Genomic DNA, 17,493 nt, shown 5'->3' with positions numbered 1-17,493 from the left:
CTCTTCCCGCGGTCCCGCTTCAACTGCCGCCGCGGCGCATTCCGTCAGGCTCTCCTGCGCGACACCAGCTGGCTGCGGCACCGGCACCGGCGCCGGCAGCAGCAGCGTGAAGCTGGTGCCCTGGCCCAGCGCGCTCTGAACCTCCAGGGTGCCCTGCATCGCCGCCACGAACTCCTTGCAGATCAGCAGCCCGATGCCGTGGCCGGCCACGTCGGAGGTTTCCGCCCCCAGCCGTTCGAAGGGCTGGAACAGGCGCGCCAGCTGCTCGGCGCTCAAGCCCGGCCCGCTGTCCTGGATCAGCAGGCGTGACACCGACCCTCGGCTGACGCTCAGCCGGATCCAGCCACCCTCCCGGTTGTATTTGATGGCATTGGTCAGCAGGTTCACCACCACCTGGCAGAGGGCCCGGCGGTCACCCAGCACCGGCACGGGCAGCGGGTCGTCGAAGGCGATGTCGATGCAGCGCGCCTGGGCGTCGCGTTCGACGATCTGCATGGCATCACGCACCACGGCCGCGAGGTCCAGCGGCCGGCTCGCCAGCGCCGCGCTCACCGACCCCGCGCGCCCGAGCTCCATCAGCATGTCCAGCACGTCCACCATATGCCAGCCGGTCTTGGCAATCTGGGCCACCCACTGCTCCACGGCGCTGTTGCCCGTGGGCCCTGCCCTCATCTGGATCAGTTGAGTCAGGCCGACGATGGCGTTCAGCGGTGTCCTGAGCTCGTGGCTCACCTTGGAGACCAGCAGCGACTTGGCCTGGCTGCTGGCCTCGGCCTGCTCCTTGGCCAGGCGCAGGGCTTCGTCGCGACGCCAGACCTGCACCTTGGCCTCCAGGCTCTGGGTCACGTCGCGCGTCGACCCGCGAAAGCCGAGCAGGCGGCCATCGGCATGGCGCATGGGCACGGCGCTGCGCGACACATAGCGCAACCGTCCCTGCGCATACTCCGCGGCCACCAGGCGGACAAAGGCCTCGCCCTGGCGCAGCACCGAGTGGAAGTCGCGCAGCGGTGTCTCGGGCTCACCGAGCCAGTTGACGACCAGGCCCGACGGAATGGACTCGCCAACGGCCGGCGCCTGGATCAGGGCGGGCAGTTCGCCGGCCACCGCCCCCTGCACCCAGCTGTAGCGCAGGTCTGCATCGGTCTCCCAGCTCCAGTCGCCCGAGGCACGGGCCACGTCCTGCAGGCGCTGCGTCTGGCGCGTCGCCTCCTGCATGCGGGCCTGCAGCAGGCAGCGCTCGCCCAGCGACTCCGCGATGGCGCGCAACTGGGCACAGTCCACCCACCCCGCGCCCTCATGACCCAGGTTCACCAGCGCCATCCAGGCGCCGGGCAGTGCCGGGTCGTCGGGCCATTCCAGCAGCGACAGGTCGAGCAGGCCAAAGCGGCGCTTCAAGGCAAACATCTCCTGGCAGACCTGATGGCCCCAGCTCTTGCGCAGCTCGATGCCAGCACGTTGACCGGGCTTGACGGCCGTCCCCATCATGGCCAGCGCCTCGACCAGCCCCTGGGCCGATACCGGCAACAGGCCGGCCACGACCGTGACCCCATCGGCGCGGGTGCACATGAGCGCCGCGGCCGCACCCGCGGCCTGCCGGGCCCGCTCGACCATCGCCCAGGTGGAGCCGGCCGGCTCGGCGGCCCCCGCATCCACACTCGGGTGGATCTGCGACCGCAGCCTCTCGTCAGCTTCGACTTTGATGCACATCGCTGTTTCCTCATGCCGGGGTCTTCAAGCCCCAGCCACTACCCAATGTTTGCCCCCTGTGTCTTGGATCTGCCCCGCCTATTTGATGAACCTCCCGTTGCGCGAAAACACGGCCAGGTCGATCTGCGCCGGGGCGCGTCGGGTCCTGCCGTAGAAGGCCCCCACAAAGCCGCCGAAATCGCGCGGCGGCAGGGTGTCCAGGGCCTCAGCCAGCCGGGCCGGATTCGGCTCACGGGCGCGGCGCAACGCGTCGACCAGCAGGCTCGCACCCAGGTAGGCCTCCATGCTGGCGAACGAGGCTTCGAGCTTGTGGCGGGTGCAAAAGGTCCGGAACTGGTGGCCGATCACCGAGGACGACGTCCACGGGAAGGGCACCACCTGGGTGACGGACAGGCCCACGGCCCGCGCGCCCAGCAGCTCCATCAGCGCATTGCCGCCGACCGTGGACAGGGTATAGAACAGCCCCGTGTAGCCGGCCTCGCGGACGGCATCGACAAAGCGGGCGCTGGCCACGTAGTCGGAGCCCAGCAGGATGGCCTGGGGGGCGCCGGCCAGCACCGAGGCGACGGCGCCGGGCAGGCTGTAGCGGCTGCCTTCATGGTCCACGCTGCTGATCGAGGCCACCTGGTCGCCGCGCGCCTCGATGGAGGCCAGCAGCGCGTCACGCAGCTCCCAGCCCTGCGAGTTGTACTCGGACAGCAGCGCGACGCGCCGGATGCCGACCTCGCGCGTGTGCCGCACGATGTACTCCACCTCGTCGACATGGCCGGCGCGCAGGTTGTAGATGTGGGGCAGCACCCCGGAGCGCAGCTCCTGCGAACCGCTGAAGGCGGCCACATAGGGCAGGCCCTCCTGCGCCGCGCCGCGCGCGCCGGCTCGATGGGCGCCCGCGCCGACAAAGCCGAACAGGGCGATGACCTGGTGCTGGGCGGCCAGCAGCTTGACGTTGACGGCGCTGCGTTCCGCGCGGTCCTCATCGTCCAGGGTGATCAGCTCGATCGCCCGGCCCGCGATGCCACCGTGGGCGTTGGCGTCGGCAAACACAGCGCGCGCCGCGTCCCGCACCGCCAGGCCCACCTGGGCGAGCGGCCCGCTGATGGGCGCCGACTGGCCCAGCCGAATCGGCGGCAGCTCGCTCGCGCAGGCACGGCGCGCCGGCAGCGAGAGCAGCGCGGCTGCCGGGAGGCCCAGGCAAAGGTGACGGCGGCGCATGGGGATCTCACCAGCGCAGGGAGGCCGTGTGCACGGGCGCATCCCACAGCGACTTCAATTCCTCGTCGAGCAGGGTGACGGTCAGGGAGGCGCCAGCCATTTCCAGCGAGGTGGTGTAGTTGCCGACCAGCGAGCGCACCGGCTTCAGGCCCTGGGCGAGCAGCCGCTCGGCCGCGCAGTGGTAGAGCAGGTAGAGCTCCATCAGCGGCGTGCCGCCGAAGCCGTTGACGTGCAGCAGCACCTCGCGGCCTCGGGCGGGCTTGAGGTCGGCCAGAATGGCGCCAAGCAGTTCGTCGACGATCAGGCCGGCCGGCTTGATCTTGTCGCGCCGCCGGCCCGGCTCGCCGTGGATGCCGACACCGATCTCCATTTCGTCGTCGCCGATGTCGAAGGTGGCACGCCCGGCCGCGGGCACGGTGCAGCTGGTGAAGGCCACGCCCATCGAGGCCGTGGCCGCGTTGACGCGGTCGCCGATGGCCTTGCATTCCTGCAGCGAGGCGCCGGCCTCGGCAGCGGCACCCACCATCTTCTCGACCATCAGGGTGCCGGCCACGCCGCGCCGGCCGGTGGTGTGCTTGGAGTCCTCGATCGCCACGTCGTCGTTGACCAGCACGGTGGCGTTCTCCAGGTCGAGCATCTCGCTGGCGATCTGGAAGTTCATCATGTCGCCGGCGTAGTTCTTGACGATGAAGAGCACGCCGCGCCCGGTGTGGACCGCGGCCGCCGCGGCCAGCATCTGGTCGGGCGTGGGCGAGGTGAAGACCTGGCCGGCGCAGGCCGCGTCCAGCATGCCGCGCCCCACGAAGCCCGCGTGCAGGGGCTCGTGGCCGGAGCCCCCGCCCGACAGCAGGGCCACCTTCTTCTCGGCCCGCTGGGCGCGCGCGACAAAGGTGGGCTCGAACTCGACCCGCAGCAGCTCCGGGTGGGCCGCAACCATGCCGCCGAGCGACTCGCGCATCACGGAGTCGACGTCGTTGATGAATTTCTTCATGATGTCTCCGGTGGTTGGCGCTTCACTGAAGCACGGTGTCGCAGACGCTGCTGATGGCGACCTCGCAGGTCTTGCAGCCCGGGTCGATATGGCCCAGCGCCCGCTCGCCCAGGAAGGAGGCGCGGCCCTTGCTCGCGACCATGTCGCGGGTGGCCAGCATGTTGCGTGTGGCCTCGCTCTTCAGCTGGGCGCAGAGCTCGGGCAGCGGCGTGTGCTCGTCGGTGAGCTTGAGCAGCAGCCGTGACACCGGGATCAGCACGTCGAGCATGGTCTTCTCGCCGACATCGGCCTTGCCGCGCTGCTTGATCGCGTCGACCCCACTGGCGAAGGCGGTGGCGAACTGGCGGCGGTCCGGCGCGGCGACGCCTTCCAGCGACTGGCCCATGGCCATGAAGAAGCCCGAGATCAGGGGCCCCGAGGCGCCGCCGATGGTGCCGAGCAGCTTCATGCCGATCTTGTGCAGGGCGGCGCCCGGCAGCAGGCCCTTGAGGTCGGGGCTCATGGCCACCAGCACCTCGCAGCCCCGGCGCACGTTGATGAAGTGGTCGCCGTCACCGATGGCGCGGTCGAGGGATTCGATCTGCGCTTCGTTTTCGAGAATGGCGCGCTGAACCGCTGTCAGCGCCTCTGTGATCATGAGGGTGTTCATGTTGTCTCCTTGTCTTTCGGATGGGGTGCCGGCTCAGTGGATGGCACGGGGCTGCACATCGGGTGCCGTGAACTCGCGCCCCACCGCGGTTCTGGCAAACAGGTAATTGACGCGGGCCCGCTCGCTCAAGGCGTCCAGATCGACATGGCCCGCGGCGTCGCAGGGAAAGACGAAGGCGTGACCAGGGTTGAACAGCGAGCGGAAGTACAGCTGGTAGGACTCGTTCATGGTGGGTCTCCTTGAGCGAACAATCGGCGGGCGATCAGCCGGCGAGGCGCCGGCCCGCGGCGTCAAAGAACATGCAGCGCTCGCCGGGGAAGGCCAGCTGCACGCGTGAGCCGGGCAGCACGGCGTGGTCGAGCAGGGCCCGGGCGCGGACCTCGATGCCGGCGCGCTCCGCCACCACCAGGTGCTTGACCAGCGAGCACTCGATGACGTCAAAGGCCTGCTCGCCGTCGGCAACGGACATCTGCACGTCTTCCGGGCGTATCGCCACATGGGCGGCGCGCGGGTCGGGGCGGCCGGCGAACCAGGCCACCGGCAGCACATTGACCGCGGGCGAGCCCAGCCGCTGGGCAATCTCTATCGAGTCGGGCTGGTCGTAGATCTGCGCGGGCGTGCCCACCTGCTCGATGCGACCCCGCTCCAGGATGGCGATGCGGTCGGCCAGAGTGGTGGCCTCGACCTGGTCATGCGTGACGTAGACCACCGTCGCGCCGCTGGCCCGCTGCAGGCGCTTGAGCTCGACGCGCAGCTCCTCGCGCAGGCCGGCGTCCAGCGAGGAGAGCGGCTCGTCCATCAGGTAGACGCGAGGCTCGCGCACCAGCGCCCGCCCGATCGCCACCCGCTGCATCTCGCCGCCGGACAGGGCGGTGGACTTGCGCTGCAGCTTGCCTTCGATGTGCAGCACCGCGGCCACCCGCTCGATGCGGCGACGGATCTCCGCCTCGTCGATGCGGCGCATCGGTGCCCGCAAGGGGAAGGCCATGTTGTCGTAGACGCTCAGATGGGGATAGAGCGAGTACTGCTGGAACACGAAGGCGCAGTCCCGCTGGGCAGGTGCCGAGCTGGTCATGTCGGCGCCGTTGAGCCGCACACGGCCGGTGTCGGGCGTCTCGAGGCCCGCGATCAGGCGCAGCGTGGTCGTCTTGCCCGCGCCGCTGGGGCCGAGCAGCACGAAGAACTCGCCGTTGGCGATGTCCAGGTCCAGGCCGTCGACGGCAGTGACGTCGCCGAATCGCTTGGTGACGCTTTGAAGTGTGATGCTAGCCATGGCGCATGCTCGGTCGGTGGGCGATGGTGGTGGCGCTGGGCAGCAGCCGCTCGGTGCCGGCGTCGAAGAGGATGACGCGGTGGGCATCGAAGCCCACGCCGACGCGCTCCCCGGCCTCGGGCCGCCTGGCCTTGTCGACAACGGCCTTCAGCGGGCCGGCGTCGGTGCGGACCTCAGCCACCCAATGCGAGCCGAAGTACTCGACGCCGGCGACCTCGCCGGCCAGGCCTTCGCCCGGCGTCAGCAGGCGCACATGCTCGGGGCGTATGCCCAGCAGCGCCCGCGCGGCGGGGGCCAGCACCTGGGGCACGTCGACCATGCGGCCATCCAGGCGGACCTGGGCGGTGCCCATCTCGACGGCGCCGCTGAGGTCCAGCAGATTCATCGGTGGGCGACCGATGAAGCGCGCCACGAAGACGCAGGACGGGAAGTTGTAGATGCCCTGCGGGTCGTCGGCCTGCAGGATCTCGCCCTTGTTCATCACGACGATGTGGTCGGCCAGGGCCATGGCCTCGTTCTGGTCGTGGGTGACGAAGACGGTGGTGGTGCGCAGGCGGTCGTGCAGCTTGCGCAGCTCCACGCACATCAGCTCGCGGAACTCGGCGTCCAGCGTGCCCAGGGGCTCGTCCATCAGGAAGGCCTTGGGCTGGCGCACGATGGCGCGGCCGAGGGCCACGCGCTGGCGGTCGCCACCGGCCAGCCCACCCACGCGTGAGCCCAGCAGATGCTCGATGCGCAGGATGCCGGCCACCTCGCGCACGCGGCGATCAATCTCGGGGCGCGGGATGCCCTCGTTGCGCAGCGGGAACTCGAGGTTGTCGCGCACACCCATGTGGGGATACAGCGCGAACAGCTGGAACACCATGGCGATGTCGCGCTCGCGCGGCCGCCGGTAGGTGACGTCCACGCCGTCCAGCGTGATCTGGCCGCCCGTGGGGTATTCCAGGCCGGCGATCATGCGCAGGGTGGTGGTCTTGCCGCAGCCGGACGGGCCCAGCAGCACGACGAACTTGCCGTCCTCGAGCACCAGTGAGGAGTCGTGCACCGCGGCGAAGTCGGCGAAGCGCTTCTGCAGGTGTCTGATCTGGATTTCTGCCATCGTGATCACCCTTGCGGTAGCTTGCCGGCGATGCTGTAGCCGACAACGCCGGCCAGCAGCACGGTGAAGCCGTAGCTGTAGATATCGATGGACCAGGGCTGCATCAGCATCGCGAGGCCCAGGCCGATGAGCGCGGTGGTGCCGTGTTCCCACGGCGCGCGGCGGAAGAATTGCTTCATTTGCGGATCGCTCCGAAGGTCACGCCACGCAGCAGGTGCTTGCGCAGCAGCACGGTGAACAGCAGCACCGGCAGCAGGAAGAGCGTGGTGCCCGCGGCCATGGCAGGCCAGTCGAGGCCACCCTCGCCGATGATGGTGGGGATGAAGGGCGGCGAGGTCTGGGCCGTGCCGCTGGTCAGCAGCAGGGCGAAGGCGTACTCGTTCCACGCAAAGATCAGGCAGAAGATGGCCGTGGTGGCGATGCCCGTGGCGGCCTGCGGCAGCACGACCTTCAGGAAGGCCTGCCAGCGCGTGTAGCCGTCGACCATGGCGGCCTCCTCGTACTCGCGAGGGATCTCATCCATGAAGCCCTTGAGCAGCCAGACCGACAGCGACAGGTTCACCACCGTGTACAGCAGGATCAAGCCGAGGTGGGTGTCGTTCAGCCCGACGTTGCGGAACATCAGGTAGATCGGGATGGCCACCGCGATGGGCGGCATCATCCGCGTCGACAGGATGAAGAACAGCAGGTCGTCCTTGCCGGGCACGCGAAAGCGCGAGAAGGCATAGGCGGCCAAGGTGCCCAACACCACCGACAGCAGGGTCGAGCCGAAGCCGATCAGCAACGAGTTCGAGTAGCGATCGATGAAGCGCGACGGGCCGGCCAGGATCATCTGCTGGTCGCGCACCAGGCTCTCGTACCAGGTCGCGGGCGGGGGGAGCGCGGCGAGCTCCTCCGCCGAGACCCGCGAGCGGGTCGTGAACAGGTTGACATAGCCCACCAGCGACTGCTCGGCCACCACCTTGGGCGGGTAGGCGATCGCGTCCTGCGGCGTGCGCAGGCTGGTCATGAAGATCCAGGCCAGCGGGATCAGCGAGACGATGGCGTAGCCGATCACCAGCACGCCGGCCAGCCACTTGGACCGCGTGCTCGGTTCGAGCGGCGAGGTCAGCGCGGGGCGGCCGCGCGGCGCGGCGGGCGATGCCGCGAGGAGGTCGAGATCGACCGAGGTCGAACCCACATTCGGGATTGTTGAGGCAAGGGTTTTCATCGCTGCTTCACCTTCTCGAGGAATCGGACGGCGACCAGCGACAGGCCATAGATCGAGACGAACATGATGATCGCCAGGGCCGAGGCATAGCCGGTGCGCCACTTCTCGAAGGCCTCGCGCTTGAGCTTGATGGAGGCCAGTTCCGTCACCGTGCCGGGACCGCCGCTGGTGAGCTGGTCGACCAGGTCGAACATCTTGAAGTTCTCGATGGTGCGGAACAGCAGCGCGAGGATGATGAAGGGCATCACCATGGGCAGGGTGATGCGCCAGAACTTGGTCCAGGCCGAGGCGCGGTCAATCTCGGCGGCCTCGTAGAGATAGGGCGGGATGGAGCGCAGGCCGGCCAGCAGCAGCAGCATCACGTAGGGCGTCCACATCCAGGTGTCCACCAGCACGATGGCCCAGGGCGAGAGCTGGGTGTCGCCCAGCATGGTGAAGGTGCCCGGGCCGCCGAAGAAATTGATGATGTAGTTGAAGATGCCGTACTGCGGCTCGAAGAAATACTTCCAGAAGGTGCCCACCACCGCAGGGGCCAGCATCATGGGCAGCAGGATGGCGGTGCTCCAGAAGCTGTGCGAGCGAAAGCGCCGGTTGAGCAGCAGCGCCAGGCCGAAGCCGAGCAGCAGTTGCAGCGCGATCGAGCTGACCAGGAAGTGCGCGGTGGCGCGCATGTTTTCCCAGATCGCCGGGTCATTGAGGACGCGCTGGTAGTTGCTGATGCCGACCCAGAGCGTGTCCGCGTTGGGCCGATTGGCGCGGTAGTTGGTGAGCGACAGGTAGATCGTCCACAGCAGGGGGAAGATGTTGAACGCCAGCAGCAACACGATGGTTGGTGCCACGAACAACCAGGCCAGCGTGCGGTCCGACAGGCCCTGTCGACCAGAGAGTGAGGTCTGCATGATCTGTTCCGAGGGGTAGGGAGGCCGGAGGGCAGCGCCCTCYGGTCCGCGTGTCACGCGGCCGGCGGTGTCAACGAAGTCACCGGCCGCGTGACGGCTGCGGTCACTTCAACTTGCCGTCTTCCTTGAAGACCTCTTCCCAGTCCTTCTGCAGCGCGTCCAGCGCCGACTGCGGCGTGCCCTTGCCGGCCACGACGTAGTCATGTACACGGTTCTGCATCGCCAGCAGCAGCTGGGCATAGGTCGGCTCGGCCCAGAAGTCCTTGACGATCTTCATGGAGTCCTGGAACACCGCCGCGTAGGGCGTGCTCGTGCGGAAGCCCGGCTGGTTGAGGATGGCGTTCAGGCAGGTGAAGCCGCCGCCGTCCCACCACTTCTGCTGGATGGCCGGCTGGGCGAACCACTTCATGTACTCCAGCGCCATGTCCTTCTTGTCGGAGTACTTGACGACCGAGATGCCCTGCCCACCGAGCTGCGCAAACTGCTTGTCGCCCTTGGGGATGGGGAAGAAGCCGGTCTTCTCGCCGCCGACCTGTGGGTCCTTGGAGATGCCCGGGAAGAAGGCGATGAAGTTCATCTGCATCGCTACCTGGCCCGACTTGTAGGAGTCCAGGTCTTCACTCATGTAGGCGTTGGAGTGGCCCGGCGGCGTGCAGCAGTCGTACAGGTCCTTGTAGAGCTTGAGGCCCTTGGCGGCGCCTGCCGAGTTGATGAAGCCTTTCATGTCATACGGCTTCTTCGGGTTGTCGTACTCCATGCCGTAGGCGTACATGGTGTTGGCCACGCCCATGGTGATGCCCTCGGAGCCGCGCTCGGTGTACAGCGCCGCGCCGTAGACCTTCTTGCCGTCGATCACGCGGTTCTGGAAGAACTGGCCGATCTGCTTGAACTCGTCCCAGGTCTTGGGCGGGACGAGGTCGTGGCCGTACTTCTGCTTGAACTCGGCCTGCAGTTCAGGGCGCGCGAACCAGTCCTTGCGGTAGGTGAAGGCCACGGCATCGCCCATGGCCGGCAGCGCGAAGTAGTTCTTCGTGCCCTTGGGCCAGGTCGAGTAGCCCTCGACGGTGGCGGGCGCGAAGTCGCTCATCTTGATGGCGTTCTTGTCGAAGAACTCGTTGAGCTTGACGTAGTGGCCCTCGGTCGCGGCGGAGCCGATCCACTGGCTGTCGCCGATCAGCAGATCGCACAGCTTGCCCTTGGAGTTCAGCTCATTGAGCATGCGCTGGGCGAAGTTCGGCCAGGGCACGAACTCGTACTTCATCTGGATGCCAGTCTTGGCGGTGAAGTCCTTGGACAGTTCRACCAGGGCATTGGCGGGGTCCCAGGCGGCCCAGCACAGCGTCAGCTGCTTTTGCTGGGCCTGCGCACCACCACTGACCAGCGCGGCCGCCATGAACACGCTCGCTGCCACGGCCAGCTTGCTCTTGTTGTAGCTCATCGTATGTCTCCTGTTTTGAGGACCCGCGGTCATGCGCCGCGGGCTGCAGTTGGGGCGCGACACGGGGCCGGCCTCGGCTTGGGCTGCCACCCAGGAACACTGGGTGACTACCTGAAAGCTAGTTTATGCACATCAAAAAGTAAATCACTCATGGTTAACACTAAATCAATCAATGACTTCGTGAGATGGGTCTCGCCTGGCGCGCAGAGGTGGCCAAGGGAGGGCCGGCGCACCCCGCTTGGCCCGTGGTGACAAATCGACGACACTGGGATGGATTTACTTCTTGGCTTCTTTTCCTGACCTGCCCATGTCGACCCCGGTCACCATCACCAAGATCGCCGAGGCCGCCGGCGTCAGCACCGCCACCGTCGACCGGGTCCTGAACAACCGGCCCGGCGTCAACCCGGTCACCGTGCGCAAGGTCCGAGAGGCCATGGCCCTGCTGGGTGGCGGCACGCCCATCCGCGGCCGCCCGCGCTCCACCTCGGGCTATCGCTTCGCCTTCGTGCTGCCGGCGGCGCGGCTGGGGTTCTTTGATCTCGTCGACCGTGTCGTGGCCCAGGCGGCGGGCGATTTCCGGCATCAGCACATCACCGAGATCACCCACCGCATCCCGGCCGGCGACCCCAATGCCTTTGCCGCGGAACTGGCCAAGCTGTCCGACCTCGACGGCATCGCCGTGCTGGCGCCCGATGTGCCGCCGGTCAAGCTGGCCATCAATGAGCTGGTGCGCGGCGGTGTGCACGTGGTCACCCTGTTCTCCGACGTGCCCGGCTCGCTGCGCGAGACCGCCATCGGCGCGGACAACCGCGCCGCCGGCCGCACCGCGGGGCTGCTGGTGGGCCGCTCACTGCGGCGCGACGTGCCGACGCTGTGCGCCCTGCTCTCCCCGCCCACGCGCTTCGCCGCCGAGCTGGACCGCCGCATCGGCTTTCAGCAGGTGCTGGAGGAAAGCTTTCCGCAAGCCAAGGTGCTGAGGCTCTTCGACCTGCCCGAAACCGAGGACGAGGCCTTCGAATACGCGCGCAGCGCCCTCGTCGCCGAGGCGGCCGGCGAGCGCATTGACGCGCTCTACAACGTCGGCCCCTGCAGCTTCGGCATTGGCCGGGCCCTGAGCGAGCAGGGCTATGGGYACGACCTCATGTTCGTCGCCCACGACCTGCTCGAGGTGCACCGCTCCATGCTGCTCTCCGGCACGCTGAGCTACCTACTGCACCAGGACGTGCAGTACGCCGTCAACTCGGCAGGGCGCGTGCTGCGCGCCCTGTGCGACGGCGTGCGCGGCGCGCTGTCCATCACCAACTCGAGGGTGGAGATCATCACGGCGGAAAACCTGGCGTGACTTCGTTGCGACCGGGGTAAATAATGGGCCAAGGACGGGACTGGCAGATGAAAAAATTCGTCAACACGATTGACGATCTGGTGCGGGACAGCGCCATGGGCCTGGTACTGGCCCACCAGGATCTGCTGGCGCTCAACGAGTCACCGTTGTTCGTCCATCGCCGCACACCCAAGCAGGGCCGGGTCGCCCTGATTGCCGGTGGAGGCTCGGGCCACGAGCCGCTGCACACCGGCTATGTCGGCCCAGGCATGCTCGACGCCGCCTGCCCCGGCCAGGTGTTCACCGCCCCCAGCCCGGACCAGATCGTCGCCGCGGCACGCCAGGTGTCGACCGGCCAGGGCGTGCTGATGATCGTCAAGAACTACGCCGGCGACACCACGAGCTTCCAGGTCGCCAGCGAAATGCTCGACGACGACTGCACCATCGTGCTGGTGGATGACGACGTGGCGGTCGAGCATTCGACGCATACCGTCGGGCGGCGCGGCGTCGCCGGCACCTTGATCGTCGAGAAGATGCTGGGCGCAGCCGCGGAGGCCGGCGCCGACCTGTACGAATGCAAGGCCCTCGGCGTGCGCATCAACAATGCCACCGCCTCCATGGGCGTGGCCCTGAGCAGCTGCACCGTGCCGCGGGAAGGCCGCCCCACCTTTGCCATCGGCCCCGGCGAGATGGAGGTCGGCGTCGGCATCCACGGCGAGCCCGGGCGCCGCCGGCAGTCGGTGGTACCGGCGGATGAAGTCATCTCAATGCTGCTTGAGCCCATCCTCAAGGACCTGGCCATCAAGGCCGGGCGCCAGGTGCTGCTGCATGTCAACGGCTTCGGCGGCACGCCCCTGATCGAGCTGCACCTGCTCAACAAGATCGCGACGGAGCGGCTGCGCGCCGAAGGCCTCGAGGTCAAGCGCTGGCTGGTGGGCAATCACACGACCTCGCTGGAGATGRCCGGCGCCTCGCTGACAGTGACGGCGCTGGACGACGAGCTCACCTCGCTGTGGGACGCGCCCGTCACCACGGCCTCACTGCGCTGGTAGCGGCACGGCCTCCAGCCGGAACTGGGCGATCTCGCCGACCAGGGCGGCCGCCTGCCCCTTCAGGCTCGCAGCGGCGGCGGCCGACTGCTCTACCAGCGCGGCGTTCTGCTGCGTCATGCGGTCCAGCGTCGACACCGCCTGGTTGATGTCGCCCAGCCCCAGCGACTGCTCCTGGGTGCTGGCGCTGATGGTGCCCAGCGTCGCATTGACCCGCCGCACGCCGACCAGGATCTCCTGCACCCGCGCGCTGGCCGCATCGGCCAGCCTGGCCCCGCCCTGCACCTCGTCCACGCTGCCGGCGATCAGCTCCTTGATTTCCTTGGCCGCCGCCGCCGAGCGCTGAGCCAGGTTTCTGACCTCGGTGGCCACCACGGCGAAACCGCGCCCGCTGTCGCCGGCCCGCGCCGCCTCCACGGCGGCATTCAGAGCCAGGATATTGGTGCGAAAGGCAATGCCGTCGATGACCCCGGTGATCTCGGCGATGCGCTGGCTGCTGGCCGAGATGCTGCCCATCTTCAGCACCACATCGCGCATCGCCGCGCCACCGCGCTCGGCCGCCTCCGAGGCATTGCAGGCCAGGCTGTCGGCCAGGCGCGTGGCCTCGGCCGTCTGCAGCACATTGCCGTGCACCTGCTCCATGGCGGAGGTAGTCTGCTGCAGGCGCGCGGCGGTCTCCTCCGTGCGCTGGCTCAGGTCCTGGTTGCCCAAGGCGATCTCCGAGGAGGCCAGTGAGATCGCATCGGCCGAGGCCCGCACGGCACCCAGCATCTCGATGAAGCGCAGCCGCAGCCGTTCGACCCCGCCCGTCATGCTGCCTATCTCGTCGTCGCGGCCCACCGGCACCGGCGTCGACAGGTCGCCATCGGCCACGCGGTCCAGCGACTGCACCAGGGCGTGCAGCGGCCGCGCGACCCAGCTGCGGATCAGCAGGAACTGGCCGGCACACAGCGCGACCGCGGCCACGCCGAACATGACGAGAAACGGGATCAAGGTGGCCCATTGCTGGCGCATCGCCTCGCTGGCCGAGGCCTCGCCGACGACGATCCAGCCGGTGCCGGCGCTGGGCCGGGCCACGGCAAAGCGGTCATTCGCTTCGGGCTGCAGGACCGGGCGCACGCCGCTCAGCTCCTCACCCGGGGCCGCGGCGCGCAAGGCGGCCAGGAGCTCGGGCGCACCTTGCGCCACCTCGGCCAGGCGCCGGCCGCGCAGTTGCGGCGGCAGCATCAGCGTCGCCTGTTCGGCGTTGCCGCCGCGCGGGTCCAGCACATAGACGCCGCCGCTGTCGAAGAAGCGGGCGCCGGCCACCATGCGCTCCAGCGAGCGGTCGAAGTCGGTCAGGTCGAAGCCGACGAACAAGGCGCCGACGACCTGCCCCTGCAGATCACGCATCGGCTGCAGCCGCGTGATGAAGGAGCGACCGTAGAGGCTGGCCCGGCCCACGAAGGGCTGGCCACCCAGCAGCGCTGCAGTGCCGGGGTGAGAGGCATCCACCTGCATGCCCATGGCGCGTTCGCCCTGGTCGTTCTTCAGTGAGGTGCTGACGGTCACGAAGCCGTTGCCGCGCTTCATCAGCACCGCGGCGACCCCGCCGGTGAACTCGGTGAACTTGTCGCAGGGGCTGTGGTAATCGTTCTGGGCGATGCCCAGCTGCAGCAGGCGGCCGTTGGCCTCGTCGAGCGTGAAGTTCTTGCCGAACTGGTCGCCAAAAACCTTGAAGAAGCGCTCGACCAGCAGCTTGGCGGTGGCGTCGTAGGCATCGACCGCCTGGGCCACCGCCTCGACCTTGGCATCCACCCAGGACACCGTTCGCTCCTGAGCCCGTTTGCCCAGCATGAAAGACATCACGCCGCAGATGAGGGCCAGCACCGCGATCAGGAAAGCGCCCCCGAACAAGGTGATGCGGCGGGCGACGCTGCGGGTGGGGGAGGCGCGATCAAGTGGGCTCGAAAGCATGTTTGTCTCCGGTGGCTCGGTGGCGACTACGGAGCCCAGTGCCCGCGCCGCTCTGCTGATGTAGTGTAGTGCAATATTTTTGTCTTGCTGATGTGTTTAGATTGATTTAATATTTCTTCTCGGCGCTAACACGTTGCTACGCAACGGCCTATCGCTGAGAACGTTCTTGACGGAATTGACTCAACTAAATCACTCAGGAGACAAATATGATGGACAAGCGATTGATGGCGGGGGCGGCAGCGCTGGTGTGCTGTGCCGGTACGGCATGGGCCCAGTCGTCGGTGACGGTGTTCGGCTTCATCGAAGCCCAGGCCGGCCGGCAGACCCACGATTCGCCGGGCACCAAGCTGTACGACATGGGCGGCAGCCGGCTGGGCTTCAAAGGCACCGAGGACCTGGGCGGCGGCCTCAAGGCCTCGTTCTATCTGGAGCACCGCCTCAACCCGGACGACGGCACGGTGGGCGGCGGCACCACGTTCTGGAAGGGCGGCTCCTGGGTCGGCCTGAGCAGCGAGTCACTTGGCTCGCTCAAGCTGGGGYGCTGGTGGTCGCAGGCCTTCCTGAAATCCCAGTACGCCGCCGACCCCTTCGGCATGGGCACCCTGGGCCAAGGCACCTACGGCTCGGTGGGCTGCGGCCCGGGTTACTCGGGCGGTTGTCTGGGCGCCTTCTGGGTCAACAACTCGGTGAGTTACGAGAACTCGGTCGGTGGCTTCAGCTTCGGCGCCCAGATGTCCGCCGAAAGCCCGGGGCCCGGCGGCAAGAAGCCGGCCAATGTCGGCCTGAGCTACGTAGACGGCCCGCTGTATCTCGGCGCCGGCTACGAGGTCTCGAACGACGGCAGCAAGGACGAGAGGTGGCTTTCCCTGGCCGCCAACTACGACTTCGGCGCGGTCAAGCTCTACGCCGGCTATGGCTCGGGTCGGGATGCGCTGCGGGTCAGCCGCAAGAACCTGCTGGTGGGCTTCAGCGCACCGGCGGGGCCAGGTGCCTTCATTGGTTCCTATGACGTGCAGGACCAGGGCGGCGTGCGCGTCGAGCAGTTGTTCTCGCTGGGCTACAAGTACAACTTCTCGGCCCGGACCAACGTCTTCGCAGTCGTCGCCAACGACAGCAAAGCCCCGGCCGGGACCAACAAGTCCGGCTACGCGCTGGGCATGTTCCACGCCTTCTGAGCCCGATTGGGGGTGCCGATTGCGGGAACTGCATCGGCACCGTCCCGACGCCAAGCGCATGCGGCGCGGGCGTCGGTTCGGCGCTGGCTCCACCTGGGGTCAGCGCTTTTTTTGAGAGGCGCGCTCCGCGCCAATCCCCGCCCAGCATGAACAGCCACCGCCAAGCCAAGATCGTCGCCACCCTGGGCCCTGCCAGCTCCGACATCGACACCATTCGGGGCCTGCTCGAAGCCGGCGCCGATGTCTTTCGCCTCAACTTCAGTCACGGCAGCCACGCCCAGCATGCCGAGCGGCTGACCATCATCCGGCGCCTGGAGGCCGAGCAGGGCCGGCCCATCGCCGTGTTGCTCGACCTGCAGGGCCCCAAGCTGCGCATCGGCACCCTCCTTGAAGGCTCGGTCGAGCTCATCGCAGGTGCGAGCTTCCGCCTCGATCTCGACCCGACGCCGGGTGACGCGACGCGCGCCCCCCTGCCCCACCCCGAGGTCTTCGCGGCCCTGGAGCGCGGCACCGACCTGCTGATCGACGACGGCAAGCTCAGGCTGAGGGTGTTGCTCTGCGGCCCGAACTTCGCCGACACGCGAGTCATCGTCGGCGGCACCCTGTCCGATCGCAAGGGTGTCAACCTGCCTTCGGTCCTGCTGCCCATTTCGGCCCTGACGCCCAAGGACCGCGCGGACCTCGATTTCGGCCTGAGCCTGGGCGTGGACTGGGTCGCGCTGTCCTTTGTGCAGCGCCCCGAGGACCTGCACGAAGTGAAGGCCATCGTTCAAGGGCGCGCGGGGGTGCTGGCCAAGCTGGAGAAGCCCGCGGCCATCGAGTCGCTGGAAGCCATCATCGACGCGGCAGACGCCATCATGGTGGCGCGCGGCGACCTCGGCGTTGAACTGCCGGCCGAGCAGGTGCCGCGCATCCAGAAGCGCATCGTGCGGGCCTGCCGCGCTGCCGGCAAGCCGGTGGTCGTGGCCACCCAGATGCTCGAATCCATGGTGAGCTCCGCGGTGCCCACCCGCGCCGAGGCCTCGGACGTGGCCAACGCGGTCTACGAGGGCGCGGACGCCGTGATGCTCTCGGCCGAATCGGCCTCGGGCAAATACCCCCGCGAGGCCGTGGCCATGATGCGGCGGGTCATTGCGGAAGTGGAAGCCGACCCCCTCTACCGCGCGGGCCTCGATGCCTCACACACCGCGCCCCAACCGGTGGTGGCCGACGCCATCTGCCTGGCCCTGCGCCAGACGGCGAGCCTGCTGCCCGTCGCCGTCATGGTCACCTACACCCGCTCCGGCACCACCACCCTGCGCGCGGCCCGCGAGCGGCCTGCTGTACCGGTGCTGAGCATGACACCCGAACTCGACATCGCGCGACGCCTGGCCCTGGTCTGGGGCGTGCATTCGGTGCACTCCAGCGCCCTCATCGCCGATGTCCCCGACATGGTGTCCCAGGCTTGTTCGATGGCGCGGCACGAGTCCTTTGCCCGATCCGGCGACATCGTCATCGTGGCCTCGGGCATGCCC

At 68.1% G+C, this 17,493-nt stretch carries 16 protein-coding genes; 4 read left to right on the top strand and 12 right to left on the bottom strand.

From position 1 onward, the window contains the following. The 11 genes from ACXJKR_RS07730 to ACXJKR_RS07680 all read right to left on the bottom strand — a co-directional run. A partial coding sequence (locus tag ACXJKR_RS07730; protein ID WP_457322124.1) for a sensor histidine kinase occupies positions 1–1,707 on the bottom strand: 1,707 nt, incomplete at its 3' end. A gap of 78 nt (positions 1,708–1,785) precedes the next feature. Beyond that, complete coding sequence (locus ACXJKR_RS07725; protein ID WP_457322122.1) at positions 1,786–2,919, bottom strand: ABC transporter substrate-binding protein; 1,134 nt, start codon at positions 2,917–2,919, stop codon at positions 1,786–1,788. Between the two features lie 7 nt (positions 2,920–2,926). Continuing rightward, on the bottom strand, positions 2,927–3,910 hold the full coding sequence (gene dhaK, locus ACXJKR_RS07720) for a dihydroxyacetone kinase subunit DhaK (RefSeq protein WP_457322120.1): 984 nt from the start codon (positions 3,908–3,910) through the stop codon (positions 2,927–2,929). Between the two features lie 22 nt (positions 3,911–3,932). Then, positions 3,933–4,559: a dihydroxyacetone kinase subunit DhaL gene (gene dhaL / locus ACXJKR_RS07715; protein ID WP_457322118.1), complete on the bottom strand. Its 627-nt coding sequence runs from the start codon at positions 4,557–4,559 to the stop codon at positions 3,933–3,935. 33 nt (positions 4,560–4,592) lie between these two features. Next, the gene (locus ACXJKR_RS07710) at positions 4,593–4,787 is read right to left on the bottom strand and encodes a hypothetical protein (protein ID WP_457322116.1); all 195 of its coding nucleotides are present in this window, start codon (positions 4,785–4,787) and stop codon (positions 4,593–4,595) included. A gap of 34 nt (positions 4,788–4,821) precedes the next feature. Further along, positions 4,822–5,832, bottom strand: coding sequence for an ABC transporter ATP-binding protein (locus ACXJKR_RS07705; protein ID WP_457322114.1), 1,011 nt, complete (start codon positions 5,830–5,832; stop codon positions 4,822–4,824). Further along, entirely contained in the window at positions 5,825–6,931 is a 1,107-nt protein-coding gene (locus ACXJKR_RS07700; RefSeq protein ID WP_457322112.1) for an ABC transporter ATP-binding protein, read from the bottom strand. The genes ACXJKR_RS07705 and ACXJKR_RS07700 overlap by 8 nt, the downstream gene beginning before the upstream one ends. Before the next feature lie 5 nt (positions 6,932–6,936). Beyond that, positions 6,937–7,110: a hypothetical protein gene (locus ACXJKR_RS07695; protein ID WP_457322110.1), complete on the bottom strand. Its 174-nt coding sequence runs from the start codon at positions 7,108–7,110 to the stop codon at positions 6,937–6,939. Then, positions 7,107–8,141: a carbohydrate ABC transporter permease gene (locus ACXJKR_RS07690; protein ID WP_457322108.1), complete on the bottom strand. Its 1,035-nt coding sequence runs from the start codon at positions 8,139–8,141 to the stop codon at positions 7,107–7,109. Before ACXJKR_RS07690 ends, ACXJKR_RS07695 begins: the two co-directional genes overlap by 4 nt. Beyond that, on the bottom strand, positions 8,138–9,040 hold the full coding sequence (locus tag ACXJKR_RS07685) for a carbohydrate ABC transporter permease (RefSeq protein WP_457322105.1): 903 nt from the start codon (positions 9,038–9,040) through the stop codon (positions 8,138–8,140). The genes ACXJKR_RS07690 and ACXJKR_RS07685 overlap by 4 nt, the downstream gene beginning before the upstream one ends. A 103-nt stretch (positions 9,041–9,143) precedes the next feature. Then, complete coding sequence (locus tag ACXJKR_RS07680; RefSeq protein ID WP_457322103.1) at positions 9,144–10,478, bottom strand: ABC transporter substrate-binding protein; 1,335 nt, start codon at positions 10,476–10,478, stop codon at positions 9,144–9,146. Between the two features lie 307 nt (positions 10,479–10,785). On the opposite strand from ACXJKR_RS07680, the gene ACXJKR_RS07675 reads away from it, so the two are divergent. After that, positions 10,786–11,820 (top strand): LacI family DNA-binding transcriptional regulator, encoded by a 1,035-nt coding sequence (locus tag ACXJKR_RS07675; RefSeq protein ID WP_457322101.1) that lies wholly within the window; start codon positions 10,786–10,788, stop codon positions 11,818–11,820. Between the two features lie 47 nt (positions 11,821–11,867). Continuing rightward, positions 11,868–12,851: a dihydroxyacetone kinase subunit DhaK gene (dhaK, locus tag ACXJKR_RS07670; protein ID WP_457322099.1), complete on the top strand. Its 984-nt coding sequence runs from the start codon at positions 11,868–11,870 to the stop codon at positions 12,849–12,851. Here dhaK (ACXJKR_RS07670) and ACXJKR_RS07665 read toward each other — a convergent pair. Then, positions 12,837–14,804: a methyl-accepting chemotaxis protein gene (locus ACXJKR_RS07665; RefSeq protein WP_457322097.1), complete on the bottom strand. Its 1,968-nt coding sequence runs from the start codon at positions 14,802–14,804 to the stop codon at positions 12,837–12,839. The genes dhaK (ACXJKR_RS07670) and ACXJKR_RS07665 overlap by 15 nt on opposite strands. Positions 14,805–15,013: 209 nt before the next feature. Between ACXJKR_RS07665 and ACXJKR_RS07660 the strand changes: the two genes are divergently transcribed. Further along, positions 15,014–15,979: a porin gene (locus tag ACXJKR_RS07660; RefSeq protein WP_457322095.1), complete on the top strand. Its 966-nt coding sequence runs from the start codon at positions 15,014–15,016 to the stop codon at positions 15,977–15,979. Positions 15,980–16,125: 146 nt separating this feature from the next. Further along, positions 16,126–17,493, top strand: a 1,368-nt coding sequence (gene pyk, locus ACXJKR_RS07655) for a pyruvate kinase (protein WP_457322093.1), incomplete at its 3' end; no start/stop codon positions are given.

Source organism: Roseateles sp. P5_E11, assembly GCF_054049355.1.
The sequence above is the reverse complement of the archived record's forward strand: the minus strand, read 5'-3'. Positions and strand labels throughout refer to the sequence as shown.

What these genes read in the sequence shown, in the direction of transcription:
- ACXJKR_RS07665 (WP_457322097.1), bottom strand. Translation starts at nt 14,804, where the DNA reads ATGCTTTCGAGCCCACTTGATCGCGCCTCCCCCACCCGCAGCGTCGCC.
- dhaK (WP_457322120.1), bottom strand. Translation starts at nt 3,910, where the DNA reads ATGAAGAAATTCATCAACGACGTCGACTCCGTGATGCGCGAGTCGCTC.
- ACXJKR_RS07705 (WP_457322114.1), bottom strand. Translation starts at nt 5,832, where the DNA reads ATGGCTAGCATCACACTTCAAAGCGTCACCAAGCGATTCGGCGACGTC.
- ACXJKR_RS07725 (WP_457322122.1), bottom strand. Translation starts at nt 2,919, where the DNA reads ATGCGCCGCCGTCACCTTTGCCTGGGCCTCCCGGCAGCCGCGCTGCTC.
- ACXJKR_RS07685 (WP_457322105.1), bottom strand. Translation starts at nt 9,040, where the DNA reads ATGCAGACCTCACTCTCTGGTCGACAGGGCCTGTCGGACCGCACGCTG.
- ACXJKR_RS07690 (WP_457322108.1), bottom strand. Translation starts at nt 8,141, where the DNA reads ATGAAAACCCTTGCCTCAACAATCCCGAATGTGGGTTCGACCTCGGTC.
- ACXJKR_RS07695 (WP_457322110.1), bottom strand. Translation starts at nt 7,110, where the DNA reads ATGAAGCAATTCTTCCGCCGCGCGCCGTGGGAACACGGCACCACCGCG.
- ACXJKR_RS07700 (WP_457322112.1), bottom strand. Translation starts at nt 6,931, where the DNA reads ATGGCAGAAATCCAGATCAGACACCTGCAGAAGCGCTTCGCCGACTTC.
- ACXJKR_RS07710 (WP_457322116.1), bottom strand. Translation starts at nt 4,787, where the DNA reads ATGAACGAGTCCTACCAGCTGTACTTCCGCTCGCTGTTCAACCCTGGT.
- dhaL (WP_457322118.1), bottom strand. Translation starts at nt 4,559, where the DNA reads ATGAACACCCTCATGATCACAGAGGCGCTGACAGCGGTTCAGCGCGCC.